Raw genomic sequence first — 23,119 nt, forward strand, 5'->3', positions numbered from 1 at the left:
CCAGTCTGTGCCGTCGCCATTGTATGGGTGCCGGCGATTCTCCGTGTATCTCACTGTATCTGCCGCGGCAAGCGCCACAATCCGGTACATATCCGGGCTCTCCGGGCGGCGATGGCAGAAAACGTTGCATCTACGACATTGGCGCCATGCGCTTGTGCCCCTACTCTTCAGCTCACGCAGCCGGCCAGTCCGGCGGCTTCCCCCCCTGAACCCCGGAGCATTGACATGACGACCCACATCCACGCCGGAACCGCCCTTATCACCGGCGCATCTTCCGGCATCGGCGCGATCTATGCGGATCGCCTCGCGCGCCGCGGCCACGACCTGATCCTGGTGGCGCGCAATCGCTCCCGGCTCGAAGCGTTGGCCCGCCGCATCAGCGACGACACCGGCCGCTCGGTCGAGATCGTGACCGCGGACCTTGGCCAGGCTGCCGATGTCCGGCGCATCGAAGCGCTGTTGCGCAGCGATGCCAGCATCACCACGCTGGTCAACAACGCCGGCATTGGCGCCGCGGCACCATTGCTGGTGTCGGACGTCGACAAGATGCAGGCGATGATCGAGCTCAACGTCACGGCCCTGACTCGCCTGACTTATGCCGCTGCGCCGGCATTCGTGGCACGCGGCGAAGGCACCATCATCAATATCGCGTCGATCGTCGCGGTGGCGCCCGAGATCCTGAACGGCGTCTATGGCGGCTCGAAAGCGTTCGTGCTGGCCTTTACCCAGTCGTTGCAGCATGAGCTTGCCGGCAAGGGCGTGCGCGTGCAGGCCGTGCTTCCCGGCGCAACGCGAACCGAGTTCTGGGACATCGCGGGCCAGCCGGTCGAGAACCTGCCGCAAGCCATCGTGATGAGCGGCGACGATCTGGTCGATGCCGCGCTGGCCGGCCTTGACCTGGGTGAAGTGATTACCGTGCCATCATTGCCTGACGACGCCGACTGGAAGGCGCTCGAGGCCGCACGCGCTGCGCTCGGCCCCAATCTGTCGCGTGACCAGCCCGCGGCCCGGTACGGCGTGGCGCGGTAGTCAGAGCGATAGCCATTGCAAAGCGGCGGGTGAAGTTGGTAGTCATGATTGATTGCCTGGAGAGTTGGCGTTGAACATCGAGCGCCTGGTGCCCGCTTTCTCTGGTTTTCGTTGCCGGGCCACGGGACGTACTCATTTGGCGGGCACCACCAGCGGCGCACCCTTCTTCACTATGTAGGTTGCCAGCTCCGATGCCGTGCCGCTGCCAACATTCCTCGCCGAGTGGAGGGTCCCCGCCGGGATGAAGAGGGCCTCCCCAGCCTTGAGCGTGACGGGCGGGTTGCTGCCAAGCTGGTATTCCAGCGTTCCCTGCAGGACATACGCGATCTCCTCGCCCGGATGCGAATGCATCGGCGCGAACGCGCCGGGATCGAAGTCAACCCGGACCTGGATGCCTTCGCGATCTGGCGCGCTGAGATCGTGCCGAACAAGATCCGTGCGATGGACGCCTGCCGTGTGGGCGTGAGCCGCCTGCACCGCCAGGCCGCTGCCGACGAAGAGCATGGCCGCAGCCAGCATGCGAGTCGATTTCATCTGTTGTTCCTCTGCCAAAGTTGGAAATGTGGGAATTCCCCCGGGCCGGGCACGTATGAACAACGTATGGGCCGAGAGAAGAGAGGGAAGACTGTTCCCCTCAGCGGTCGACTCCCGGGTCGTGGATGAAGACACCATACCGACACGAATCCTCCGCATAGGCAGCATTGAATGACAGGCATGTATCTCGACTATGGCGAGCGAAGCGCGCCAACGTATCCCCATGTATCCAGGGCTTGAATCGATACATTCGAAGACAACAACAAGGCAGGGAGCGTTGCGCCTGGAACGGCGCGGCAGCAACGGCGAAAGCGGAATCAGGACCAGGCCCCCGGGGTCGGCCACGCCCCCCGGACAGCGGCCGCTGTCCAGCTGAACGCGACCAGGTCGCCGGCGCTTCAGTTCACCGCCGGAACCACAGCAGCGACAGCCCGCACGCCGCCACCAGCAGCAGGGCCGAGGCCGCCGCCAGCAAGGCGCTGACCTCGATTTCCCTGCGCTCGAGCGCGAAACGGGCGCTCAGCCGGCGGTATACCTGCGTCAGGTCCGCGGCCGAGCCAGCCTGGAAGTACTCGCCGTCAGTGAGCGTCGCGACCGCGCGCAAGGTGGGTTCGTCCAGCTGCATGTAGAAAGACAGGCCAGACACCGCCGAAACCGCATCCTGCGGCGTACCGAAACCCACCGTATAGACGCGCACGCCGCGCTGGGCGGCCATGCGCGCGGCGTCCAGAGGGTCCGGGCCGGTGGTGCGGCGGCCATCGCTGAGCAGGATCACCGCACCGTGCCGGTAAGAGCCGGGTTGCGCCGCAGGCTGCTCCTGATCGCGCTTGCGGACGGCGTCGGCCGCGGCGGCCTCGGCCAGCGATCTGCCACCTGGCCCGGGTGCGAGCGACTCGCCACTGAAGAGGATCGCTTCCAGGTCGATGCCATCGTCGGGGAACAACACCGCCAGCGCCTGGATCAGTCCGCTGCCTGTCGCCGTGCCTCGCTGGAGCTGGAAGCGATCGATCGCGTCGAGCATGTACTGCCGGTTGTCGGTGGGAGGCAGCACCACGGTCGCCGTGGCGGCAAAAGACACAATGCCCAGGCGCACGCTAGCCGGCAGCCCGACGATCAGATCCCGCGCGGCCTGCTGGGCCGCGCTGATCCGGGTGGGCGCGACGTCGGTCGCCTCCATGCTGAGGGAGGTGTCCATGGCCAGTACCAGGGTGATGGTGTCGGACGGCAGCGTGACGGTCGCCGTAGGACGGGCACAAGCCAGCAGGGCCGCGCCCAGCGCAAGCAGGAAAAGCAGCGGCGGGATGTGACGCCGCAGTCGGTTGCGGCCCAGCACGGCACGCGGCAGCGCAAGGCTGGCATACAAGAAGGCAATCTTCTTGCGCCGCGCAATCAGGTACAGGTAAGCGGCTGCCAGCAAGGGGAGCGAGAGCAGCAGCCAGAGCATCTGCGGCCAGAGAAACTGCATGTCCTGCTCCTTTTGGCACGTGGGTAGGACGATGGTATTAGTGTATGTCCCCCGACAGAGAGGACCTCGCGGCAAACACGCCGAGATCCGGCCATAGCCCCGTCGAACGTTCAGGGGCTTGCTAACGACCCCGCCCGCAAAAACACGATCGAGTAGTTCCGCCCCGGTCTCATGGACTTCGACCGGCAGGCTGCATGCGACTGCAAATGCCGGATAGCGGACCAGATGCTGGCCGTTTCGAAAGGACACCGCGCCTTCGCTGGCCATGCCAATCAGTCCGGACGGCGTTGCCGGTAGCGCCATGCTAGTCGAGGCGCTGGCGCTGGTCCTGGCTGAAATAGGCAAGCCGGTATAGCCGCCATGGCGCCTGCCCACTGGCCCGGCAATAGCCATAGCGGAAGATGTCTTCCACGGCAGGCAGGTCATAGCGCAGGTCGGTGAACCAGACGCAGGCGGCCGCTTCACCCGGCGGCAGCGGTGTTGCCCGCATCGCCGTGATGGCGGAAAGGGCCGGATAGACTGCGAATCGCCTGAAATCGGCAAAGTCCGGGCGCGCCCAGAGCTGCCATGCGAGCGCCCGCTCCGCGCGCGCCTGCGGCAGCCGCGGCCGCTGTGTCCAGGCCATGCGCGCGGGCGGCACATACGCCCTGGCCATGGCGGGCAGGCGCCCCAGCACCTGCCATGGCGGCACCCAGGCAGGATGCCCGGCCAGGTTGACGTGCGCGACATGGTAGTCCGTCTCTGCGCGGGCGATCAGTTTCCAGTTGAACGGAGAAAACGGCTGGGGGAGCGCGTCCACGCCCTGCGCCTGGATGCCGGCGGCATGCAACGATTCATTGCCGAGTTCCAGCGCACGGTGCCTGAGGACACCCTGGACGCCAACATAGGCGCACAGCAGCCCCAGGCCCGCCAGCGCTGCCCGTGCACGCCGCCGAGGTGGCCGGCACAGTGCCAGGCCCAGGCCGGACACGACGATACCGCTCAGCAGCGGATCGACCAGGAAGGTGGTGCCGAGGCTGAAACGCCGTTCGGAGCCGGGATAGAAGATACGGGTGCCATAGACGGTGATCAGGTCCAGCGCGATGTGGCTGGCCACGCCAAGGCAACTGACGCCGAGCGCTTCGCGCCAGGCCTGGCGCCGGCGCGTCGCCAGGCAGAACAATCCGGCAAGCAATGCGCCCCAGGCTGGAAGCAGCAGCAGTGAATGCGTCGGTCCCTGATGCCAGTGGGCCAGGAAACGCAGCGGATCGACCAGGAAGCCCAGGAAATCGATATCCGGAAAGGCTCCGGCGGCGGCGCCAAGCAGCAGTCGCTCGCAAGTGCCGAGGCGCCGGCCGGAAGCCTCGCCCATGGGGACGGCCAGCGCAACCTGCGCACCCATCAAGGCGTGGGTGATCGTGTCCATCCGGGCCGGGCTCCGGTGTCGCCAGGCCGGCGCCGGACCAGGCGCTCGGCGCATCGCAGTTGCCGATCGAGCCAGGCCCGCGTACGGCCGGCGCCCGGTGAACCGTCGCACAGCCAGCGGCCGAAGGTGGAGAGGAAAATGCCGGTCAGCACGACCTCCCCCACTTCGCGGCGCCAGCCGGCTTCTGGCAGGCGTGCAGCTTCCCGCAGCCATTGCACGGTGCGGCTGATATGCAGCAGGCCCTGCACCTGCAGATGCACGTGCTCCGGCTGCAGCTTGTAGCGCAGCATCTGGGCAGTGAGTTGCCGGTGCGGCGCCAGCGCCCCCAGCCAGGCAAGGATGGCCTGCTCCAGCCGCTCGCGGTGGGACAGCGCGCCCCAGCCTTCGCGCGCGGACACGCGCACCAGTGCAAGGTCGGCGCGCTCGAACCAGGCTTCGGCCAGGTCGTCCTTCTGCTGGTAATGCCGGTGAATCTCGTCCAGGCCGATGCCCATGTCGTCGGCGACGTCATACAGATGCAGGGCGTCCCAGCCGCTGCGTTCGCCGAGCATCAGGGCGACCTCCAGGATCCGGCCGGCCAGGGCTGCATTGTCGTTCATCGCGTTCATGGCATTGCCATCCAGAGATACGTCTCCACGCTGCTTTCCAGCATACAAAGGCAGCCCGCACCAAGCGCCGATTTCTTGGCCATGTGCGCGATGCTGCCATTGCCTCCTTTGCGGCGAGATACGTCGCGGTTAGCATAGTGGCAACGTGCATCGCCCCGGATGCCGTGCCTACGTGCCCTTCCATGACCGATTTCCAAGCAGCCGTATGGGTACGCCGGACTCTCCTGGTGTGCCTGCTCGGCGGGCTGCTCGCCCTTTCCTTCGTCATAGTGCGGCCGTTCCTTGTGCCGCTTGCCTGGGCCGGAATCCTCACCTATGTCACCTGGCCGCTCAACGCGTGGCTGCGCCGCGTGCTGCGCCGGCAGCGAACCTGGGCTGCGCTGATCTCCACGCTGGTACTTGCCGCGTTGCTGGGCGTGCCGCTCATCGGTCTCACCATCCTCCTGCGTGCCGAGATGGTCGCCGCCTACCGCGAGGCGGCGGATATCCTGAACGCGGGCGTCGCACTGCCGGATTCGCTCGCACGCGTGCCATGGGTCGGCGAATGGTTGCAGGAATGGTTGTCAGTGCTGTTGGGCGACCGCGCAGCCCTGCGTGCCCAGGTCGCGGCGCTGATCGAACGGTGGGGCGGCGCCCTTGCAAGGCTGGCCGGCGGGGTGGGACTCAACGCGGGGCTCATCGGCCTGACACTGCTCACGGCATTCTTCTTCTTTCGCGACGGCGAGCAATTGCTCGCGCAGTTGCGCCTGGTCCTGCAAGGGGTTCTAGGGCCGCGCGCGCACGGGTACGTCATTGCAATGGGCGACACGGCGCGGGCCGTGGTGTTCGGCCTCTTCCTCGCCGCAGTCGCCCAGGGGTCATTTGCCGGGATCGGCTACTGGGCGGCAGGCGTCAACGCGCCAGTGTTCTGGGGCATTGCCACTGCCATCTTTGCCCTGATTCCCTTTGGGGCGCTTGCGATCTGGGTTCCCATTGGCGCATGGCTGCTCATCACCGGCCACACCGTGGCCGGGATCGGGCTCCTGCTGTGGGGCGCTACGGCCGTGAGCTGGGTCGATAACGTCGTTCGTCCGCTGGTCATCAGCGGGGCCACCAAGGTTCCGTTCCTGCTGGTGATGTTCGGTGTCTTGGGCGGACTCGCGGCATTTGGCCTGATAGGCCTGTTCGTCGGGCCTGTGATCCTCGCCGTGCTGCTCGCCGTATGGCGCGAATGGCTGGAAAGCCAGGCGGAGCAGCGGGTGGAGCCACCGCCGGGGTAACGGGCGCGACACCTGTCGCGCAATGCGATCAGCCCCGGCGGGTTGGACCGGGGCTGTCAGGCTTGTTAGTGCAGTTGGCGCTTCAGGTCAGCGAGCTCGGAATGCATCGAACTGACTGCATCCTTGACCTTCTCATCGAGACCGCCGGCCTGCTGGCAAGCGCGGTCTGCACGATCGCCGATCCGTTCGAGGTCATCGACCCACTGCCGGATCCGGTCCTCATCCTTGGACGACATGACCTTCGATGCCGATTTGCATTCCTTGTCGAGTTCATCCACCCAGTTCATCAAGTCCTGTGGAATTCCCGCATCGGCATGACAAGTCCGTGATGTGTCGCTGATGGTTTGCTGCAGATGACTAAAGCGTTGCTGCATTTCACTGGCTTGCAACATGATGTCCCCTTCGTGAATATCAATCCACATGCATTCAGGCAGCAGATGACAGTGTGTTGCCCGTGCCATTGTCATTCGCCCGCAAGCGGCCAACCGTGAAGCTGCATTGCGCCAAAGCGCCCGCCAAGCGCGCGAAGGGCACTTTTTTAGTCTAGGTCAAGATCGGCCGCCCGCGCTTGCGCCACGAAAACCTGTTGTCGCCGTAGAGGGTTATCGCTTGCCCGCCTTCCTGGCCTGCCGCGCACCGTACTTGCGGTCGGGGAGCAGATCCTGGTCCACGATGTCATCGATGCTTGGCGGCATCGGCGGGTGCTCTTCCCGTACTGCGCTATGGTCCGCCCTGTCTGCCGGGCTGTCCGAGGGAATATTCTCTACAGCACGGGTGATCTCATTCTGGCCTTCCTCCGGCGCATCGTCTTCATCCGGATGGTGGCCACGAGGAAAATCGACCGGCTCCACCACCCGTTCGACGATCTGCTCGACGGCCCGCTCGACGTCTTCCCACACTTCTTCCGGTTCGATCGGATCCAGGACGCTGGGCATGGCGCGATTGGTGTGCGACCGATGCGGTGATCCGCTTCGCCGCGTCCCGCCCAAATCCACTTTGGGTGGCTTGTGCATGATCGACTCCTGAGCGACCACGATGGTCATGCGTCATGCATGACATTCGCATACTTGCATAATATGCAGACACGAGGCTCAAAGTGAAGAACAGGTGCCGGATACGGTACTGCCGCCGCTGCCGGCCCGTCCCCGGCGGGACTGTAAGCGGCGCGGCGCGCGCAGGGAGCGATGGCGCACGGGAATCACGATTTTCGCGTCCCGCGCCTTACCCGCTCCAGATATTTTCCCGAAGCAGCCTCGATTCGCACCGTGTCCCCTTCCTTGATGAACTGAGGAACGAGAACTTCCATGCCGTTGTCCAGCGTCGCAGTCTTGAAGGTAGAAGTTTCATGCTCGTGCAGGCCCGGTGGCGTGGACACGATGGTTAACTCGACCGCAGGGGGAAATGCGATGGTGACCGGCTCGCCCTCATAAAGCTGCACCGGGATTCGCATACTGGGGCGAAGAAATTTTTGATATGCCCCGATGGTGTCCGCGGGAAAACTGATCTGCTCGAAGGTGACGGGATTCATGAAATAAAAGGCGCCACCATCGGTGTACAGATATTCCATCTCCTGGTGATCGAGCGCGACTTCTTCGAGCTTGTCGCTCGGGCGTAACCGCAACTCCTTGATGTGACCAGTCTTCAGGTTCTTGAACTTGGCGAAAACTGCGCTTCCCTGCTGGCCACTGCCGGCGTGGTACCCGGCGCTGGCAACGCTATGAAGTTCCCCCTCAAGCATGATGACCATGCCCGACTTCAGTTCGGAAGCTTCGACCATCGGTGTCTCCGCCTGGGGGCGGCAAGGTTCGCCTTCAGCCTAGCACCACAACACTCCTTCAACAAACCCATTGGCGCCGCGTGCGCGCCGCGGCCAGTGCCAGCGCTGGCACCTCCGCCATGGAAAGCAGGCGCGCTACCCCTCAACCGCAGCAGCGGAATCCGACGAAGAGGTCGCTGCGGTGCGGCAGGTAGAAGTTCCGGTAGCGGGGATGCTGCATGCGGGCATGGGTGACGAACGAACCGCCGCGAACCGAGCGATGCGTGTGAAACCAGGGGGCGGAATATTCCTGGTAGGGGTCGGGCGAGAAACCCGGATATGGCGCGAAAGGATCAGCCATCCATTCCCACACGGCCCCGCCCCAGCGGATCAGGTCATGGATTGCCGCATACTCCCATTCGGCTTCCGTGGGCAGGCGCCTGCCGGCCCAGCGGCAATAGGCTTCCGCCTCGTAGGCATTGACATGGCACACCGGCTGTTCGGGCGGCAGCGGCACCCACTGGCCGAACCAGCGCAACGCCCATTGCCCCGGTGCGCTGGCGCCGGGTGTCCGGCGCCAGCGCACCGGATGCACCAGCTTGCTTTGTTGCAGCCATGCGAGTCCGTCGTCGGACCACCATTGAGGGTCGCGGTAGCCGCCGGCGGCCACGAATTCCGCAAATGCGGCATTGCTGACGCAAGCGCGATCGATATGGAACGGGGCGATGTGAACCGGGTGGGCCCACTTCTCGTTGTCGAAGACGAACCCGTCATCCCGGGCGGGCACCCCCATCAGGAACGTGTCGCCGCCTGCGGTTGCCGAGCCGGCACCCGGCGCAATGGCAGGCATGTCGCGCGGCGCATGCAGCGGATAGTCGAGCGTCTGGCGCATGTAGGTCAGCGCCTCGGCGTGCATGTCTTCGTGGAATAAGGCGAGGCGGAAAAAATACAGCGCCGCGTCGGTATCGTCAGATGCGGCGAGCCTGGCGCGCGCGTGCTCCAGCACGGCGGCTGCGTAGTCGCGGATCTCGGGAAGCCGGGGCAGCGCAAGATGCCAACGATCCCGGTGGGCGACGCGCATGGAATCGAAGAGACAGTCGGCGTCCGGCAGCATGGACGGGAGGCTGGCCCTCCAGCGGCCGTCCTGGCCGGCACGCGGCTCCCGCAGTATCCAATGCTCCGTGAACCAGGCAATATGGCCATACTCCCACAAGGGCGGATTGATTCCCGCATCATAGGGAACCTGCCATTGGGACGTCGATAGGTCCTGAAGCACGCCCCAGGTGCGCCGGTGCGCATCCGCAAACGCCGCATCCAGCCCGGACTTGTTTATCCTTCTTGCTGCCGCCCCCTCAGAACCTATCGTCATGCGTCCTCCCAAGGCCACCGTCGCGATTATCAGCCCGGCGCTGCGCAAAGCCAACAATGGCAACTGGCAAACCGCCAATCGCTGGTTCCGGTTCCTGCAGGAAGACTACGATGTCACGCTGGCCGCCGAGTGGTCGACGGCCAGCCGGGGCGGCGCCCTGCCCGACTGCCTGATCGCCCTGCACGCCCGACGCTCGGCAGAGTCCATCGCCAGGTTCGCCGAGGCTTGTCCGGATCGTCCGCTGATCGTCGTGCTGACCGGCACCGATCTGTACCGGGACATCCGCACCGATGCATCGGCCCGGCGCTCGCTCGACCTCGCCACCCACCTGGTGGTGCTGCAGGACGAAGGGCTCGCCGAACTGGAGGCCACCCATCGCGCCAAGTGCCGGGTGATCTACCAGTCTGCCTTGGCATGCGCGCCCGCGGCACCCGACCAGGATCACTTCGACGTCGTGCTCGTCGGCCACATGCGGGCGGAAAAAGACCCGCTGACGCCCATGCGCGCCCTCTCGCTGCTTCCCGACGATTCGCGGGTGCGCCTGATCCACATCGGTGGCGCGCTGGATGACGCATATGAGCGGGCGGCCCTGGCGCTGGAAGCACAAGCCTGGCCCGGCGTGCGGCGCTATGTCTGGCTCAGGAACCTGCCCCATGAGGAAACCTTGCAGCGCATCCGACAAGCGCAGGCCATGGTGATCTCCAGCGTCATGGAAGGCGGCGCCAACGTGGTCATCGAGGCTATCGCCAGCGGCGTGCCGGTGCTGGCCAGCCGCATCCCGGGCAACGTCGGCATGCTGGGCCGGGACTACGAAGGCTATTTTCCGCTGGGCGATGCCACGCAACTGGCGCTGGTGCTGGAACGCGCCAGCCAGGATGCCGTGTACCTGAACCGCCTGCGGCAGCAATGCGCTGTTCGCGCACCGCTGTTTGCGCCGGCGCGGGAACGGTTGGAAGTGAGTAAACTTGTCGCCGACGCCTTGAAACCAGAATGACGCGGAGTTCCCCTGTGGATCAGCCAGACAACGCAAAGATCAAGCTCACCGCCTTCTCCCACGGCGGCGGGTGCGGGTGCAAGATCGCCCCCGGTGTACTTTCCGAAATCCTCAGGAACTCGGTCGGCTTTCCTGCTCCGGCAGCCCTGCTGGTCGGCAAGGAAACCTGCGACGACGCGGCGGTCTACAAGCTCAATGACAGCCAGGCCCTGATCGCCACCACGGATTTCTTCATGCCGGTGGTGGACGATCCGTACGATTTCGGGCGTATCGCCGCCACCAACGCCATCTCCGACGTATATGCCATGGGCGGAACCCCGATCATGGCGCTGGCGCTGGTTGGCATGCCCATCGAGAAGCTGCCGCCCGAGGTCATCGGCAAGATCCTCGAAGGCGGCGAATCGATCTGCGCCGAGGCGGGCATCCCGGTCGCTGGCGGCCACACCATCGATTCCCTTGAGCCGATCTACGGGCTGGTGGTCCTTGGTCTGGTGCACCCGGATCGGGTCAAGAAGAACAGCGGCGCCGAGGCGGGCGACAAGCTGATCCTCGGCAAGCCGTTAGGCGTGGGCATATTGTCCGCCGCGGTGAAGAAGGACAAGCTCGACGCGGCCGGCTATCAGGAACTGATTGCCTGCACCACCAGGCTCAACACGCCCGGCCGACTGCTGGCCGAACTGCCGGGGGTCCACGCGCTGACCGACGTGACAGGCTTCGGCCTGCTCGGCCATCTGCTGGAGCTGTGCCGTGGCGCGGGCGTCGGCGCCCGGCTGGAGATGGGGCGGATTCCGCTGCTGCCGCGTGTCGAGCGCATGGCCGCCGAAGGGCTGGTGACCGGCGCATCGGGGCGCAACTGGGTCAGCTACGGCACCGAGGTGGACCTGTCCAGGTCGGTCACGCCAAGCCAGCAGGCACTGCTGACCGATCCCCAGACCAGCGGCGGCTTGCTGGTGTCATGCGCGCCGGAATCAGTCGACGAGATCCTGGAGATCTTTCGCCGGGAAGGCTTTGCAGACGCTGCCGTGATCGGAGAAATGACGCAAGGAGCCGCCCGTGTTGCCATTGCTTAAGCACCTTGCCGCGCTGACCCTGCTTGGCTTTCCCGGCCTCGCCAGTGCCCAGGACGTCCTGAAGGTCTCGGCCATTCCCGACGAAGCCCCCACCGAACTGCAGCGCAAGTTCGCGCCGCTCGGCAGCTACCTGGAGAAGGAAACCGGCATGAAGGTGAAGTTCGTGCCCGTCACGGACTATGCTGCGGTGGTCGAATCGCTGGCCACCGGCAAGATCGACATGGCATGGCTGGGCGGCTTTACCTATGTGCAGAGCAAGATCCGCACGAAGGGAGCCACCATCCCCATCGTCCAGCGCCAGGAAGATGCCGCGTTCACCAGCAAGTTCATCACGGCCAACCCTGCGATCAAGTCGCTGGCCGACCTCAAGGGCCACACCTTCGCCTTCGGCGCGCCGTCCTCGACCTCCGGCCACCTGATGCCGCGGCACTTCCTGCTGCAGGCCGGCATCGACCCGGACAAGGCCTTCAAGACAGTCGCCTATTCGGGCGCCCACGATGCGACGGTGGCTTTCGTGCAGGCGGGCAAGGCCGACGCAGGCGTGCTCAACGCCTCGGTGTGGGACAAGCTGGTGGAACAGCATAAGGTGAACCCCGCCAAGGTCAGGGTATTTGCCGTCACACCGCCCTACTACGACTACAACTGGACCGTGCGCGGCGGGCTCGATCCGGCCTTGCGCAAGAAGCTGACTGAAGCGTTCCTGCGACTTGACCCGGCCAATCCCGAGCACCGGGAGATCATGGCATTGCAGCGGACCGCCAGGTACATTCCCACCCGGCCCGAAAACTACGCCGGCATCGAGGCGGCAGCCCGCGCCGCGGGCCTCATCCAGTGATGCAGGCCTGATGAGCTTCCGCCTGGACGCCGCCAGCGTCAGTTACGCCAACGGTCAGCGCGCGCTCAGCCAGGTCACGCTGGCGGCCAGCCGCGGCGAGCCCATCGCCGTCATCGGCCCGTCGGGAGCCGGCAAGACCTCTTTGCTGCGCTTGCTGGCGACGTCGCTGCGGCCAAGCGAGGGCCGCGTGGAGGTGCTGGAGCAAAGCCCCTGGGCGCTGTCCGCCGCACGCCTGCGGCAATTGCGCTGCCGCATCGGCATGGTGCACCAGGTGCCGCCGATGCCGCCACGCCAGCGCGTGATCACCGCCATCCTTGCCGGCCGCCTGGGCATCTGGCCGGGCTGGAAATCCTTGCTGTCGCTGGTCTATCCGGCCGACATCGATGGGGCCGGCGAACAGCTCGCCCGCCTTGAGCTGGCCGACCGCCTGTTCGACCGGTGCGACCAGCTCTCGGGCGGCCAACTGCAGCGCGTGGGCGTCGCCCGTGTGCTTTACCAGCGCCCGGAATTGATCCTGGCTGACGAACCGGTCTCGGCGATGGACCCGGTGCTGGCGGACCTCACCCTGCGCGAGCTGCGCAAGGAAGCGGATACACGCGCGGTGCACCTGATCGCCAGCCTTCACGCAGTGGATCTGGCGCTGCGCTGGTTTCCCCGCATCGTCGGCCTGAAGGCGGGCGAGATCGCCTTCGACTTGCCGGCCGAACGCGTGACCGACGCGCTGCTGCGCGAGCTATATGCCTCTGAAAGCACATCGCCACCGGTGCAAGGCAGCCAGCACCTGATGAGCATCGCGACAGGCGCGAGCGCCGCCATCGCTGGCGGTACCCCGGCCAGGTCGGCGTGCCGATGACCACCCACCCGCGCGATCCTCAGGCGCTGCGGCGCGCAAGCGGCCTGGTGCTCGCGCTGCTTCTGCTGTGGCCATTGTTGCGGCTGTCCCGGTTCAGCCCGTCAGCCCTGTTCGACACCGGAAACCTCAAGGTGGTGGGCGCCTTCGTGCGTAACTTCCTCCCTCCCGAGGTTTCGGGCGAATTCCTCGGGCTCGTGGTCAAGGCCACGCTGGAAACACTGGCGATCGCCACCGCGGGCATTGCGCTCGCCTTTGTGGTCGCAGCCCCCCTGGCCGTGGCCATGACGGGCAGCCTGTCGGTGTCGCGCATCGGCCCCGGCCAGGGACGCAAGCCGCGCATGGCGGTGCGCGCTGGCGTGCGCGCCCTGGTGCTGCTGCTGCGCGGGGTGCCGGAGCTGGTGTGGGCGCTGGTCTTCGTGCGTGCCCTCGGCCTGGGGGCGGCGGCGGGCGTGTTCGCTCTGGCCATCACCTATGGCGGCATGCTGGCAAAGGTCTATGCGGAAATCCTCGAATCCAGCGATAAACGCGCCGTGGATGCCCTGTTTGGCAGCGGCAGCGGGCGCCTCGCGGCACTGTTCTATGGGCTGATACCCCATGCCGCGCAGGAGCTGGTCTCGTACACCGTCTACCGTTGGGAATGTGCCATCCGGGCTTCCGTGGTCATGGGTTTCGTTGGCGCCGGCGGGCTTGGACAGTTGATGGACCAGGCCATGAAACTACTAAACGGCGGGGAAGCCGCGACCATCCTGCTAGTGTTCCTGCTGCTGGTCCTGCTGGCGGATGCGCTCAGCGCACGGCTGCGCAAGCTGATCGACTGAATCATGGCGCACAAGGCCAAGGCCGCCCAATTCTGCATACGCTGCCTGCTCACCCTGATCGCGGTGGCCGCCGCGGCTTCGGGCAGCTTCGCGTACCTGTCGCTCGATCTGAGCCAGCTCTTTTCCGCGGATGCCGCGGCCGAGATGGGGCGCTTCCTGCTGGAGTTCTTCCCGCCGGAGCTGTCCCCGGCCTTTCTGGCCAGAACCGCTGGCAGCATGCTCGAAACCCTCGCGGTTTCCGCGGTGGGCACGCTGTGTGCGGCGGTGCTGGGTTTTAGCCTGGCACTACCGGCTTCCGGGCTCTACGGCGATGCGCTGCGCGCGTTGTCGCGCTTGCTGCTGAATCTGTTGCGCTCTGTTCCCGAGCTGGTATGGGCCGCCCTGACCGTGCTCGCAGTCGGCCTTGGACCGTTTGCCGGCACCCTCGCCCTGGCACTGCATACCACGGGCGTGCTCGGTCGCCTGTTCGCCGAGGCGCTCGAGAATGCACCGCGCGCCCCCGCGCGCGCGCTGATGGAAAAGGGCAGCCCTGCCGCGCTGGTCTTCGTGTACGGTACGCTGCCCTGTGTATGGCCCCAGTTCCTGGCCTACACCCTGTACCGCTGGGAAACGAATATCCGCGCGGCGGCGATCCTTGGCTTTGTCGGTGCCGGCGGGCTTGGGCAGATGCTGTATTTCGAGCTGTCCCTGTTCCATCTGCCCCAGGCTTGCACGGTGATCATCGCCATGCTTGCCCTGGCGGCCGTGGTCGACACAGCCAGCGCGATCATGAGGGTTGGCCGGGAATCGAGATGAGGCACGTCCCGCGGATCAGGGGTCGTCCTGGCGTCCTGACGTCCGGATCGGGCGTGTCGCACAGGGCCGCAATCCAGGTTCACGACGCGACATGCCATCCACCATGTGATAAGCGCCACGCGGCCTTGGAGCCGTAGTGCGACAATGCCGAGCGTGTTGTTGCTGGCGCCGTTACCGTCCAGGGGTCAGGAGAGCTGTTTCACTCCCACTCGATCGTCGCCGGCGGCTTGCCCGACACGTCGTACACCACCCGGTTCAGGCCGCGCACTTCGTTGATGATCCGGTTCGAGCAGCGGCCCAGCAGCGCATACGGCAGGTGCGCCCAATGCGCCGTCATGAAGTCGGTGGTCTGCACGGCGCGCAGCGCGACGACATAGTCGTAGGTACGGCCGTCGCCCATCACGCCCACCGACTTGACCGGCAGGAACACGGCGAATGCCTGGCTGGTCAGGTCATACCAGCTCTTGCCGACCTGGTCCGGCTCGCACAGGCCCGCGGCGGCGTCCTGTTCGGTGGCGATGGTCTTGCGCAGCTCTTCGATGAAGATGGCATCGGCACGGCGCAGCAGGTCGGCGTAGTCGCGCTTGACTTCACCGAGGATGCGCACGCCCAGGCCGGGGCCCGGGAACGGATGGCGGTAGACCATTTCCGGCGGCAGCCCCAATTCGACGCCCAGCTCGCGCACTTCATCCTTGAACAGGTCGCGCAGCGGCTCGAGCAGCTTCAGGCCCAGCGTTTCGGGCAGGCCGCCGACGTTGTGGTGGCTCTTGATGGTGGTGGCCTTCTTGGTCTTGGTGCCGCCCGATTCCACCACGTCGGGGTAGATCGTGCCCTGCGCCAGCCACTTGGCCTTGCTCAGCTTCTTCGCCTCGGCCTGGAACACCTCGACGAACTCGCGGCCGATGATCTTGCGCTTCTGCTCGGGGTCGGTCACGCCCGCCAGGTGGCCGAGGAACTGCTCGGACGCGTCGATGTGCACGACCTTGGCGTGCAGGCGTCCGGCGAACATCTCCATCACCATCTTGCCTTCGTCCAGGCGCAGCAGGCCATGGTCGACGAACACGCAGGTGAGCTGGTCGCCGATGGCGCGGTGGATCAGCGCCGCGGCCACCGACGAATCGACACCGCCCGACAGGCCCAGGATCACCTCTTCGTCGCCGACCTGTTCGCGGATCCTGGCGACGGCTTCTTCGATGTGGTCGCGCATGACCCAGTCAGCCTTGCAGCCGGCGATCCCGAGCACGAAGCGCTCGAGCATCTGGCGGCCCTTGACGGTATGCGTGACCTCCGGGTGGAACTGCACGGCATAGTAGCCGCGCGCTTCGTCGGCCATGCCGGCGATCGGGCAGCTCGGGGTGGATGCCATCAGCTTGAAGCCCGGCGGCAGGCCGGTAACCTTGTCGCCGTGGCTCATCCAGACCTTGAGCATGCCGTGGCCTTCCGGCGTGCGGAAATCCTCGATGTCCTTGAGCAGCGCGGTATGACCGTGGGCGCGCATCTCGGCATAGCCGAACTCGCGCTGGTCGCTCCACTCGACCTTGCCGCCAAGCTGCACGGCCATGGTCTGCATGCCGTAGCAGATGCCCAGCACCGGCACGCCCAGGTCCCAGACGGCCTGCGGCGCGCGCAGCTGATGGTCTTCGTAGGTGCTGGCGTGGCTGCCCGACAGGATGACGGCCTTGGGCGCGTATTCGCGCACGAAGTCGTCGGAGACGTCGTTCGGGTGGATTTCGCAGTAGACGTGCGCCTCGCGGACGCGGCGGGCGATCAGCTGCGTGACCTGCGAGCCGAAATCAAGAATGAGGATTTTGTCGTGCATGATGGGCCGATGGCGTGTCTTCCGGTGCGGGCTCGGTCACGACTTCCGTGCCGGGACCATAGCCCGGCGGCGGCGTGATGACCGGCTCGCGCCGGTATTCTGGGGTATTCGTTGGGCGCGCCGCGGGGGCGACGCCGGGTTCCTTCCTGGTTTCCTGTTCCTTCAGCGCGCGTTCCATCTTCAGCTGCTGCTCGCGCACGCGCACGCGTTTCGCCGCGGGAATCTGCACTGCGGCGAAAAACAGCAGCACCACGGCCATGGTCGGCAGCCAGATCTTGCCGGCGCCTTCGAGCGGCAGCTCCAGGAACACCATCCAGGCAATGATCAGCATCGCGCTGGCCAGGTTCACATAGCCGGCCGTGCGTGCCACCGGTACCGTCAGCTGGCCGTTGAACGCGGCCTGCCACAGCAGCACCGACAGGCCGACCAGCGCCACGCCCAGCAGTTGCCCGAACAGCGCGGGCTGCGGTTGCGGCAATTGCAGCGCCGCGTACAGCGTGGTGAACGGAGACATCAACAGCAGGACGCCCAGCAGCAAATCCACCAGGGCATCGAAAAACAGCACGGCTCGCAGCAACACCTTCATTGGCGCTCCTCGTCTGGGCCCCGCCGGTGATGCGGCTAGCGTCAAGGCAACGCCGGCGTGGCGCGCGGCCGGGGCCATGGTCGGGGCCGGGTTGGATTCCGGTCAGACCAGGGCGGCGCTGCGCACCTGGCACCAGACCTTGCACGCCCTCGTCCCGATGATCGCGGTCAGCGCACCGCCGCCGCGGCGGACGGCGGGCGCAACCGCTGCGCGTCAGTCGATATGGTAGTTCGGCGCTTCCTTGGTGATCTGCACGTCGTGCACGTGCGATTCACGCATGCCGGCTGCCGTGATCTGGACGAACTGGGCATTCTCGTGCCAGTCGGCGATCGACTTGCTGCCGCAGTAGCCCATCGAGGCACGCACGCCGCCGGTCAGCTGGTGGATGATGGCCATCACCGAGCCCTTGTACGGCACGCGGCCTTCAATCCCCTCGGGGACCAGCTTGTCGACGTTGGCGGTATTGTCTTCCTGGAAGTAGCGGTCAGCCGCGCCGTCCTTCATCGCGCCCACCGAACCCATGCCGCGGTAGCTCTTGAACGAGCGGCCCTGGTACAGGAACACTTCGCCCGGCGCCTCTTCGGTACCGGAGAACATGCCGCCCATCATCACGGTGTGGGCGCCGGCCGCCAGGGCCTTGGCCACGTCACCCGAGTAGCGGATACCGCCGTCAGCGATCAGCGGCACGCCGGTGCCCTTGAGCGCCTCGGCCACATTGGACACAGCGGTGATCTGGGGCACGCCGACACCAGCCACGATACGGGTGGTGCAGATCGAGCCGGGGCCGATGCCGACCTTGACGCCGTCGGCGCCATGCTCGAGCAGTGCGCGGGCGGCGTCGCCGGTGGCAATATTGCCGCCGATCACCTGCACTTGCGGGAAGTTCTGCTTGACCCAGCGCACGCGGTCCAGCACGCCCTGGCTGTGACCGTGCGCCGTATCCACCACAATCACGTCGACGCCGGCCTTGACCAGCAACTCGACACGTTCGTCGTTGTCCGGACCCACGCCGACTGCGGCGCCTACGCGCAGCTGGCCATGGTCGTCCTTGCTCGCCAGCGGGTTCTCGACCGCCTTCTGGATGTCCTTCACCGTGATCAGGCCACGCAGCTCGAAGGCCTGGTTGACCACCAGCACGCGCTCCAGGCGGTGGCGGTTCATCAGGCGCTTGGCTTCTTCCAGCGGCGCGCCTTCGGCCACGGTCACCAGCTTCTCGCGCGGGGTCATCTTGGCGCGCACCGGGGCGTCGAGTTCTTCCTCGAAGCGCAGATCGCGGTTGGTGATGATGCCGACGACGGTCTTGCCTTCCAGCACCGGGAAGCCCGAAATGCCATGCTGCTGCGACAGCGCGATCACATCGCGGATCTTCATTTCCGGCGAAATGGTGATCGGATCACGCAGCACGCCCGATTCGTAGCGCTTGACGCGCGACACTTCGCGGGCCTGGTCGGCGGGCTTCAGGTTCTTGTGGACGATACCGATGCCACCGGCTTGCGCCATGGAGATCGCCAGGCGGGCCTCCGTCACCGTGTCCATGGCAGCGGACACCAGCGGAATGTTCAGTTCGATCGAACGGGACAGGCGAGTGCGGAGGGAAACATCCCGGGGAAGGACGGCCGAATAGGCCGGGACGAGCAGCACGTCATCGAATGTGAGTGCTTTCTGGACAAGACGCATAGCAAATCCTCTAGGCGCAAAAGCGAATTATACAGGAATGCGCGCTGACTGATGCACGGCAACCGGTTTTCCAGCGAGCGTCTGCTATGCTCGTCGTCCTTTTAACCGGGCGTTGAAAAGCATGGGAATCGGCGTATTGTGCGGGCTGCTGGCGGGCGCGTTCTGGGGCATGGTCTTTATCGCGCCCAAGCTGCTGCCGGTGTTCTCGCCGTGGGAGCTGGCGATCGGGCGCTACCTGGCGTATGGCCTGGTGGCGCTGGTTGCCACCCTGCCGCTGATGAAGCGCATCGCCCGCAAGCTGACCCGCGCCGACTGCGTCGCGCTGCTGCGCCAGGCCTTTACCGGCAACCTGCTCTACTACGTGCTGCTGGCCTTCGGCGTGCAGCTTGCCGGGGTAGGACCGACCTCGCTGATCATCGGCATCCTGCCGATCACGGTCACCATCATGGGCCGGCGCGACCACGGCGCGGTGCCCCTGTCGCGGCTGCTGTGGCCGCTGCTAATGGTGGCCGCGGGCATCGCCTGCATCAACATCGACCTGTTCGGCGGCGGCCAGGGCGCACATGCCGCCGCGGCTGGCGACGCCGTGCGTCCGGTCTGGCAGAAGATTGCCGGCGTCTGCTGCGCCGCCGGCGCACTGGTCTGCTGGACGCTCTACGCGGTCGACAACGCGCGCTACCTGCAGCGCAACCCGCACTACAGCGGCAATGAATGGTCGGCGCTGTACGGGCTGTCGACCGGCGCGGTATCTGCCGTGCTGGCCGTGATCGGCTGGCTGGTGGCGGGCGACGCCCTTACTTCCGGCGACAGCGGCCGCGACTGGCGGTGGTTCTGGATGGTCAACGCCGGGGTGGCGCTAGGCGCGTCACTGATCGGCAACAACCTGTGGAATATCGCCAGCCGGCGCCTGCCGCTGACACTGTCAGGCCAGATGATCGTGTTCGAGACGCTGTTCGCGCTGGCGTACGGCTTTGTCTTCGACCACCGCTGGCCGCGGCCGCTGGAAATCGCCGCCATCGTGTTGCTGATGGTCGGCGTGGCGTGGTCGGTGCGCTTGCACGCCAACGACAAGTCTGCGTAGACTAGCGGACGATGGCGCGGGGGTCACACGCGCCACATCAGAACGGAAGTACCAGGGTCAAACCGGCGCCATGCCTCGGCGCCAAGCCATCGCCCGCGGCAGGCCTGCCGCGGCATTGCCTCGCGCGCAGCCGGCGGCCCAGCAACCTTCCAGCCGCACCCGTTCCTTACCAGCCACTTTGAGACGCCTCGCCATGAAACGATCGTCCGTGCTGTGCCTGCTTGCCGCCGCCGTCACCGTTAGCGCCTCTGCCAACGCCCATGCCTACTGGCAATGGCGCGATGCCAACGGCCGCATGGTCTACAGCGACGTGCCGCCGTCCGGCGCGGCCGCCAGGGTGCTGCGCGCCCCCGGCCGCCTCGCCGGCGAGTACCAGCCGGTAGCGGCGGCCAGCGCGGAAAGCGCCAATGCCCCCGCAGCCGCGCCAGCGCCGGCCAAGGCCGGAAGCAAGCCCAAGGAGGCCGCCCCGCCGCCGACGGCCGAAGAGGCCTTCCAGAAGCGCCGCGAATCCCGCCTGAAAGCCGCGGCGGAAGAGGCGCGCAAGGAAACCGAGGCCGCCGAACGCGAGGCCCGCTGCGCCCAGCTGCGCAACTACGCCACCGGCCTGCAGCAAGGGATGCGCGCGGCGGTAGCGGGTCCGGACGGCTCGCTGCAGCACCTGAACAGCGATCAGCGCCAGGCCGAACTGGTCAAGACCAGCGCCAGCCTCGAGAAGAACTGCCGCTGAACGGAAGCAAAAACGGGGCGTCACGCCCCGTTTTGCTGTCAGCGGCGCAAGCCTCCCGGCTCAGCCATTGCCGCGCAGCCATTTCTGGCCTTCCCGCGCCCCGCCCTCGCGTAGCTTCTGCACGCGCTTGCGCCGCGCCTGCTTGGGGTCGGCCGTCAGCGGCCGGTACACCTCCACCCGGTCGCCCTCGCGCACCACGGTATCGGGCGTCTTGAGCTTGCCGAAGATGCCCACTCGCATGGTCGACGGATCCACTTCGGGACACGCCTGCTGCAGCCCCGAGCCGACGATGGCCGCTGCGATCGTGGTACCCGCGGGCACGTCGATCTCCTTCAGGAATACCGCATCGGGCCGCGCGTAGCACACCGCGACATGCACCGTGCCCGCACCTTCAGCTGGCGCCATATACCACCTCGGCGCGCTTGACGAAGGCATCGACGAAGGTATTCGCGATCATGCTGAACACCGGGCCGATGAGCTTTTCCAGCAGCAGGCTCGAAAACTCATAATGCAGGTGGAATTCGATCTTGCAGGCATCCTCGCGCAGCGGCGTAAAGCGCCACGCACCGTTGAAGGTCTTGAAGGGGCCGTCGGCGAAGGTCATGTCGATGCGGGTCGGGCGCTCCTGCGTATTGCGGGTGTGGAAGAACTGCTGGATGCCCTTGAAATGGATATGGATCTTGGCATCGAGCGTGGTTTCAGTCTGCTCGAACACCTCCACGCCGCCGCACCATGGCAGGAACTTGGGATAGTCCTCCACGCGCGTGACCAGGTCGTACATCTGCGCGGCGGAATAGCCGAGCAGCACGGATTTATGGACGTCTGCCATGTATTGGGAAATCTGGCTCCCGGCCATGCCGCGCCTATCGCGCCAGGACATCAGCCGGTGCCGGGGCTGGTTTGCTAGAATCCCGATTTTAGCCGACGCTGGTCGCTGGCGGCACTTCGCCATGCGGCACTGCAGCGATCCGGCCTGCATTCACCCATTGCTCCCCTACCCGCACGCATGACCATCGCAGACAACAAGAAGGCCTTTTTCGACTACTTCATCGAAGAGCGATATGAGGCCGGGATCGTGCTGGAAGGCTGGGAAGTCAAGGCGATCCGCGCGAACCGCGTACAGATCAAGGAAGGATACGTGGTCGTGCGCGACGCCGAGATGTTCCTGATCGGCGCCCATATCAGCCCGCTGCAGAGCGCCTCCACCCACGTCAAGCCCGATCCGGTGCGCACGCGCAAGCTGCTGCTCAAGGCCGACGAGATCAAGAAGCTGATCGGCAAGGTCGAGCAGCGCGGCTACACGCTGGTGCCGCTGAACCTGCACTACACGCGCGGACGCGTGAAATGCGAGATCGGCCTGGCCAAGGGCAAGAAGCAGTTCGACAAGCGCGAGACCGAAAAGCAGCGCGACTGGCAGCGCGAGAAGGCGCGCATCATGAAGGGCGGCGCCAAGGAGTAACGCCGCCCGCCCGCGCCTGCATGTTCAGGCGCCGGCCTTCTGTCCCTTCACGATTTGCAGCGCTGACGCAATCATGCTGCTCATCTCGCTCATATTCCCGGGCACGATCAGCGTATTGCCCTGCTTGGCCAGGTTGCCGAACGCGGCAACGTATTCCTCGGCCACCTTCAGGTTGACCGCGTCCATGCCGCCTTCGGTGCGGATCGCGTTGCCCACCTTCTGGATCGCCTGGGCATTGGCGTCCGCCACCGCCAGGATCGCCGCCGCTTCGCCCTGCGCCTTGTTGATGGCGGCCTGCTTCTCGCCTTCCGACTTCTGGATTGCCGCTTCCCGCGCACCCGTGGCCAGGTTGATCTGCTCCTGGCGCTTGCCCTCGGACGCGGCGATCAGCGCCCGCTTCTCGCGCTCGGCGGTGATCTGCGCTTGCATGGCATGCAAGATTTCCTTCGGCGGGGTCAGGTCCTTGATCTCGTAGCGCAGCACCTTGACGCCCCAGTTGGCGGCGGCTTCATCGAGAGCGTTGACCACGCTGTGGTTGATGAACTCGCGCTCCTCGAAGGTCTTGTCCAGCTCCAGCTTGCCGATCACCGAGCGCAGCGTGGTCTGCGACAGCTGCGTGATCGCCACCACGAAATTGCTCGAGCCGTAGGACGCCTTCATCGGGTCGGTCACCTGGAAGTACAGCACGCCGTCCACCTGCAACTGCGTATTGTCCTTGGTGATACAGACCTGGCTGGGCACGTCCAGCGGGATTTCCTTGAGCACATGCTTGTAGGCAACGCGGTCGACGAACGGCACCACGATCGACAGCCCCGGCGTCAGCGTCGCATGGTAGCGACCCAGGCGCTCAAGCACCCAGGCGTGCTGCTGCGGCACGATCTTGATGCCCCTGGCGATCAGCACGATCACGGCAATAAGGATGATCAGCGGCAGCAGGCCAAGCTGAAAAGCGAGCATGTAACAACCCTCCAGTCAGGAAA

General features: G+C 65.8%; 25 protein-coding genes. 11 read left to right on the forward strand and 14 right to left on the reverse strand.

Annotation, left to right across the window (positions count from 1 at the left end):
- The first annotated feature begins 225 nt into the window (after positions 1–225).
- On the forward strand, positions 226–1,029 hold the full coding sequence (locus tag J8I34_RS01725; RefSeq protein ID WP_029045890.1) for an SDR family NAD(P)-dependent oxidoreductase: 804 nt from the start codon (positions 226–228) through the stop codon (positions 1,027–1,029).
- Positions 1,030–1,161: 132 nt separating this feature from the next.
- Here J8I34_RS01725 and J8I34_RS01730 read toward each other — a convergent pair whose 3' ends face one another.
- The 4 genes from J8I34_RS01730 to J8I34_RS01745 form a co-directional block, all read right to left on the reverse strand.
- The gene (locus J8I34_RS01730; RefSeq protein WP_029045889.1) at positions 1,162–1,563 is read right to left on the reverse strand and encodes a cupin domain-containing protein; all 402 of its coding nucleotides are present in this window, start codon (positions 1,561–1,563) and stop codon (positions 1,162–1,164) included.
- 403 nt (positions 1,564–1,966) lie between these two features.
- Entirely contained in the window at positions 1,967–3,028 is a 1,062-nt protein-coding gene (locus tag J8I34_RS01735; protein ID WP_029045888.1) for a VWA domain-containing protein, read from the reverse strand.
- A 304-nt stretch (positions 3,029–3,332) separates the two neighbouring features.
- Positions 3,333–4,433 (reverse strand): metal-dependent hydrolase, encoded by a 1,101-nt coding sequence (locus tag J8I34_RS01740; protein ID WP_209805200.1) that lies wholly within the window; start codon positions 4,431–4,433, stop codon positions 3,333–3,335.
- A complete protein-coding gene (locus J8I34_RS01745) occupies positions 4,409–5,041 on the reverse strand; it encodes a TetR/AcrR family transcriptional regulator (protein WP_232232330.1) in 633 nt (210 codons plus the stop codon). The genes J8I34_RS01740 and J8I34_RS01745 overlap by 25 nt, the downstream gene beginning before the upstream one ends.
- A gap of 182 nt (positions 5,042–5,223) precedes the next feature.
- On the opposite strand from J8I34_RS01745, the gene J8I34_RS01750 reads away from it, so the two are divergent.
- A complete protein-coding gene (locus tag J8I34_RS01750; RefSeq protein ID WP_029045886.1) occupies positions 5,224–6,300 on the forward strand; it encodes an AI-2E family transporter in 1,077 nt (358 codons plus the stop codon).
- A 65-nt stretch (positions 6,301–6,365) separates the two neighbouring features.
- Here the strand turns inward: J8I34_RS01750 and J8I34_RS01755 are convergent, their stop codons facing one another.
- From J8I34_RS01755 to senA, 4 genes are all read right to left on the reverse strand, one after another.
- Positions 6,366–6,692, reverse strand: coding sequence for a hypothetical protein (locus J8I34_RS01755; protein ID WP_029045885.1), 327 nt, complete (start codon positions 6,690–6,692; stop codon positions 6,366–6,368).
- Between the two features lie 210 nt (positions 6,693–6,902).
- Positions 6,903–7,343 carry a hypothetical protein gene (locus tag J8I34_RS01760; protein WP_035876998.1) on the reverse strand — a complete coding sequence of 147 codons (441 nt, stop codon included), beginning with the start codon at positions 7,341–7,343 and terminating at the stop codon, positions 6,903–6,905.
- A gap of 155 nt (positions 7,344–7,498) precedes the next feature.
- Entirely contained in the window at positions 7,499–8,077 is a 579-nt protein-coding gene (locus J8I34_RS01765; protein ID WP_209775286.1) for an elongation factor P, read from the reverse strand.
- Positions 8,078–8,219: 142 nt separating this feature from the next.
- Complete coding sequence (senA, locus tag J8I34_RS01770; protein ID WP_209805201.1) at positions 8,220–9,425, reverse strand: selenoneine synthase SenA; 1,206 nt, start codon at positions 9,423–9,425, stop codon at positions 8,220–8,222.
- Here senA and senB point away from each other — a divergent pair.
- From senB to phnE, 6 genes are read left to right on the forward strand one after another with little or no spacing between them, the layout of a single operon-like run.
- Positions 9,424–10,419: a selenoneine biosynthesis selenosugar synthase SenB gene (gene senB / locus J8I34_RS01775; protein ID WP_209805202.1), complete on the forward strand. Its 996-nt coding sequence runs from the start codon at positions 9,424–9,426 to the stop codon at positions 10,417–10,419. The genes senA and senB overlap by 2 nt on opposite strands.
- Positions 10,416–11,489: a selenide, water dikinase SelD gene (gene selD, locus J8I34_RS01780; RefSeq protein ID WP_209805203.1), complete on the forward strand. Its 1,074-nt coding sequence runs from the start codon at positions 10,416–10,418 to the stop codon at positions 11,487–11,489. The genes senB and selD overlap by 4 nt, the downstream gene beginning before the upstream one ends.
- Complete coding sequence (locus tag J8I34_RS01785; protein ID WP_209805204.1) at positions 11,473–12,324, forward strand: putative selenate ABC transporter substrate-binding protein; 852 nt, start codon at positions 11,473–11,475, stop codon at positions 12,322–12,324. Before selD ends, J8I34_RS01785 begins: the two co-directional genes overlap by 17 nt.
- A 10-nt stretch (positions 12,325–12,334) precedes the next feature.
- A complete protein-coding gene (locus J8I34_RS01790) occupies positions 12,335–13,177 on the forward strand; it encodes a phosphonate ABC transporter ATP-binding protein (RefSeq protein ID WP_029045879.1) in 843 nt (280 codons plus the stop codon).
- A complete protein-coding gene (locus J8I34_RS01795) occupies positions 13,174–13,995 on the forward strand; it encodes a PhnE/PtxC family ABC transporter permease (protein ID WP_029045878.1) in 822 nt (273 codons plus the stop codon). The genes J8I34_RS01790 and J8I34_RS01795 overlap by 4 nt, the downstream gene beginning before the upstream one ends.
- Positions 13,996–13,998: 3 nt before the next feature.
- Positions 13,999–14,790 (forward strand): phosphonate ABC transporter, permease protein PhnE, encoded by a 792-nt coding sequence (gene phnE / locus J8I34_RS01800; RefSeq protein WP_209805205.1) that lies wholly within the window; start codon positions 13,999–14,001, stop codon positions 14,788–14,790.
- 199 nt (positions 14,791–14,989) lie between these two features.
- On the opposite strand, the gene guaA is transcribed toward phnE, so the two are convergent.
- The 3 genes from guaA to guaB form a co-directional block, all read right to left on the reverse strand.
- Positions 14,990–16,609 (reverse strand): glutamine-hydrolyzing GMP synthase, encoded by a 1,620-nt coding sequence (gene guaA / locus J8I34_RS01805; protein ID WP_029045876.1) that lies wholly within the window; start codon positions 16,607–16,609, stop codon positions 14,990–14,992.
- Positions 16,584–17,195 (reverse strand): hypothetical protein, encoded by a 612-nt coding sequence (locus J8I34_RS01810; protein WP_029045875.1) that lies wholly within the window; start codon positions 17,193–17,195, stop codon positions 16,584–16,586. The genes guaA and J8I34_RS01810 overlap by 26 nt, the downstream gene beginning before the upstream one ends.
- Before the next feature lie 213 nt (positions 17,196–17,408).
- Positions 17,409–18,872, reverse strand: coding sequence for an IMP dehydrogenase (gene guaB / locus J8I34_RS01815; RefSeq protein ID WP_029045874.1), 1,464 nt, complete (start codon positions 18,870–18,872; stop codon positions 17,409–17,411).
- A gap of 121 nt (positions 18,873–18,993) precedes the next feature.
- Here guaB and J8I34_RS01820 point away from each other — a divergent pair, with 121 nt between their 5' ends.
- Together J8I34_RS01820 and J8I34_RS01825 are read left to right on the forward strand one after the other, a co-directional pair.
- Entirely contained in the window at positions 18,994–19,953 is a 960-nt protein-coding gene (locus J8I34_RS01820; protein ID WP_209805206.1) for a DMT family transporter, read from the forward strand.
- 193 nt (positions 19,954–20,146) lie between these two features.
- Positions 20,147–20,680 carry a DUF4124 domain-containing protein gene (locus tag J8I34_RS01825; RefSeq protein ID WP_209775281.1) on the forward strand — a complete coding sequence of 178 codons (534 nt, stop codon included), beginning with the start codon at positions 20,147–20,149 and terminating at the stop codon, positions 20,678–20,680.
- A 60-nt stretch (positions 20,681–20,740) separates the two neighbouring features.
- Here the strand turns inward: J8I34_RS01825 and J8I34_RS01830 are convergent, their stop codons facing one another.
- Both J8I34_RS01830 and J8I34_RS01835 read right to left on the reverse strand, forming a co-directional pair.
- Complete coding sequence (locus tag J8I34_RS01830) at positions 20,741–21,085, reverse strand: RnfH family protein (protein ID WP_029045871.1); 345 nt, start codon at positions 21,083–21,085, stop codon at positions 20,741–20,743.
- The gene (locus tag J8I34_RS01835; RefSeq protein ID WP_029045870.1) at positions 21,072–21,509 is read right to left on the reverse strand and encodes a type II toxin-antitoxin system RatA family toxin; all 438 of its coding nucleotides are present in this window, start codon (positions 21,507–21,509) and stop codon (positions 21,072–21,074) included. The genes J8I34_RS01830 and J8I34_RS01835 overlap by 14 nt, the downstream gene beginning before the upstream one ends.
- Positions 21,510–21,686: 177 nt before the next feature.
- Here J8I34_RS01835 and smpB point away from each other — a divergent pair, with 177 nt between their 5' ends.
- Positions 21,687–22,139, forward strand: coding sequence for an SsrA-binding protein SmpB (gene smpB, locus J8I34_RS01840; RefSeq protein WP_029045869.1), 453 nt, complete (start codon positions 21,687–21,689; stop codon positions 22,137–22,139).
- Positions 22,140–22,163: 24 nt separating this feature from the next.
- Here the strand turns inward: smpB and J8I34_RS01845 are convergent, their stop codons facing one another.
- A complete protein-coding gene (locus tag J8I34_RS01845; RefSeq protein WP_029045868.1) occupies positions 22,164–23,096 on the reverse strand; it encodes an SPFH domain-containing protein in 933 nt (310 codons plus the stop codon).
- Positions 23,097–23,119: the final 23 nt, after the last annotated feature.

The organism is Cupriavidus phytohabitans (genome assembly GCF_017815025.1).
In the GTDB taxonomy this organism is placed as follows: domain Bacteria; phylum Pseudomonadota; class Gammaproteobacteria; order Burkholderiales; family Burkholderiaceae; genus Cupriavidus.

What these genes read in the sequence shown, in the direction of transcription:
- J8I34_RS01725 (WP_029045890.1), top strand. Translation starts at nt 226, where the DNA reads ATGACGACCCACATCCACGCCGGAACCGCCCTTATCACCGGCGCATCT.
- J8I34_RS01730 (WP_029045889.1), bottom strand. Translation starts at nt 1,563, where the DNA reads ATGAAATCGACTCGCATGCTGGCTGCGGCCATGCTCTTCGTCGGCAGC.
- J8I34_RS01735 (WP_029045888.1), bottom strand. Translation starts at nt 3,028, where the DNA reads ATGCAGTTTCTCTGGCCGCAGATGCTCTGGCTGCTGCTCTCGCTCCCC.
- J8I34_RS01740 (WP_209805200.1), bottom strand. Translation starts at nt 4,433, where the DNA reads ATGGACACGATCACCCACGCCTTGATGGGTGCGCAGGTTGCGCTGGCC.
- J8I34_RS01745 (WP_232232330.1), bottom strand. Translation starts at nt 5,041, where the DNA reads ATGAACGCGATGAACGACAATGCAGCCCTGGCCGGCCGGATCCTGGAG.
- J8I34_RS01750 (WP_029045886.1), top strand. Translation starts at nt 5,224, where the DNA reads ATGACCGATTTCCAAGCAGCCGTATGGGTACGCCGGACTCTCCTGGTG.
- J8I34_RS01755 (WP_029045885.1), bottom strand. Translation starts at nt 6,692, where the DNA reads ATGTTGCAAGCCAGTGAAATGCAGCAACGCTTTAGTCATCTGCAGCAA.
- J8I34_RS01760 (WP_035876998.1), bottom strand. Translation starts at nt 7,343, where the DNA reads ATGACCATCGTGGTCGCTCAGGAGTCGATCATGCACAAGCCACCCAAA.
- J8I34_RS01765 (WP_209775286.1), bottom strand. Translation starts at nt 8,077, where the DNA reads ATGGTCGAAGCTTCCGAACTGAAGTCGGGCATGGTCATCATGCTTGAG.
- senB (WP_209805202.1), top strand. Translation starts at nt 9,424, where the DNA reads ATGCGTCCTCCCAAGGCCACCGTCGCGATTATCAGCCCGGCGCTGCGC.
- senA (WP_209805201.1), bottom strand. Translation starts at nt 9,425, where the DNA reads ATGACGATAGGTTCTGAGGGGGCGGCAGCAAGAAGGATAAACAAGTCC.
- selD (WP_209805203.1), top strand. Translation starts at nt 10,416, where the DNA reads ATGACGCGGAGTTCCCCTGTGGATCAGCCAGACAACGCAAAGATCAAG.
- J8I34_RS01790 (WP_029045879.1), top strand. Translation starts at nt 12,335, where the DNA reads ATGAGCTTCCGCCTGGACGCCGCCAGCGTCAGTTACGCCAACGGTCAG.
- J8I34_RS01795 (WP_029045878.1), top strand. Translation starts at nt 13,174, where the DNA reads ATGACCACCCACCCGCGCGATCCTCAGGCGCTGCGGCGCGCAAGCGGC.
- phnE (WP_209805205.1), top strand. Translation starts at nt 13,999, where the DNA reads ATGGCGCACAAGGCCAAGGCCGCCCAATTCTGCATACGCTGCCTGCTC.
- guaA (WP_029045876.1), bottom strand. Translation starts at nt 16,609, where the DNA reads ATGCACGACAAAATCCTCATTCTTGATTTCGGCTCGCAGGTCACGCAG.
- J8I34_RS01810 (WP_029045875.1), bottom strand. Translation starts at nt 17,195, where the DNA reads ATGAAGGTGTTGCTGCGAGCCGTGCTGTTTTTCGATGCCCTGGTGGAT.
- guaB (WP_029045874.1), bottom strand. Translation starts at nt 18,872, where the DNA reads ATGCGTCTTGTCCAGAAAGCACTCACATTCGATGACGTGCTGCTCGTC.
- J8I34_RS01820 (WP_209805206.1), top strand. Translation starts at nt 18,994, where the DNA reads ATGGGAATCGGCGTATTGTGCGGGCTGCTGGCGGGCGCGTTCTGGGGC.
- J8I34_RS01825 (WP_209775281.1), top strand. Translation starts at nt 20,147, where the DNA reads ATGAAACGATCGTCCGTGCTGTGCCTGCTTGCCGCCGCCGTCACCGTT.
- J8I34_RS01830 (WP_029045871.1), bottom strand. Translation starts at nt 21,085, where the DNA reads ATGGCGCCAGCTGAAGGTGCGGGCACGGTGCATGTCGCGGTGTGCTAC.
- J8I34_RS01835 (WP_029045870.1), bottom strand. Translation starts at nt 21,509, where the DNA reads ATGGCAGACGTCCATAAATCCGTGCTGCTCGGCTATTCCGCCGCGCAG.
- smpB (WP_029045869.1), top strand. Translation starts at nt 21,687, where the DNA reads ATGACCATCGCAGACAACAAGAAGGCCTTTTTCGACTACTTCATCGAA.
- J8I34_RS01845 (WP_029045868.1), bottom strand. Translation starts at nt 23,096, where the DNA reads ATGCTCGCTTTTCAGCTTGGCCTGCTGCCGCTGATCATCCTTATTGCC.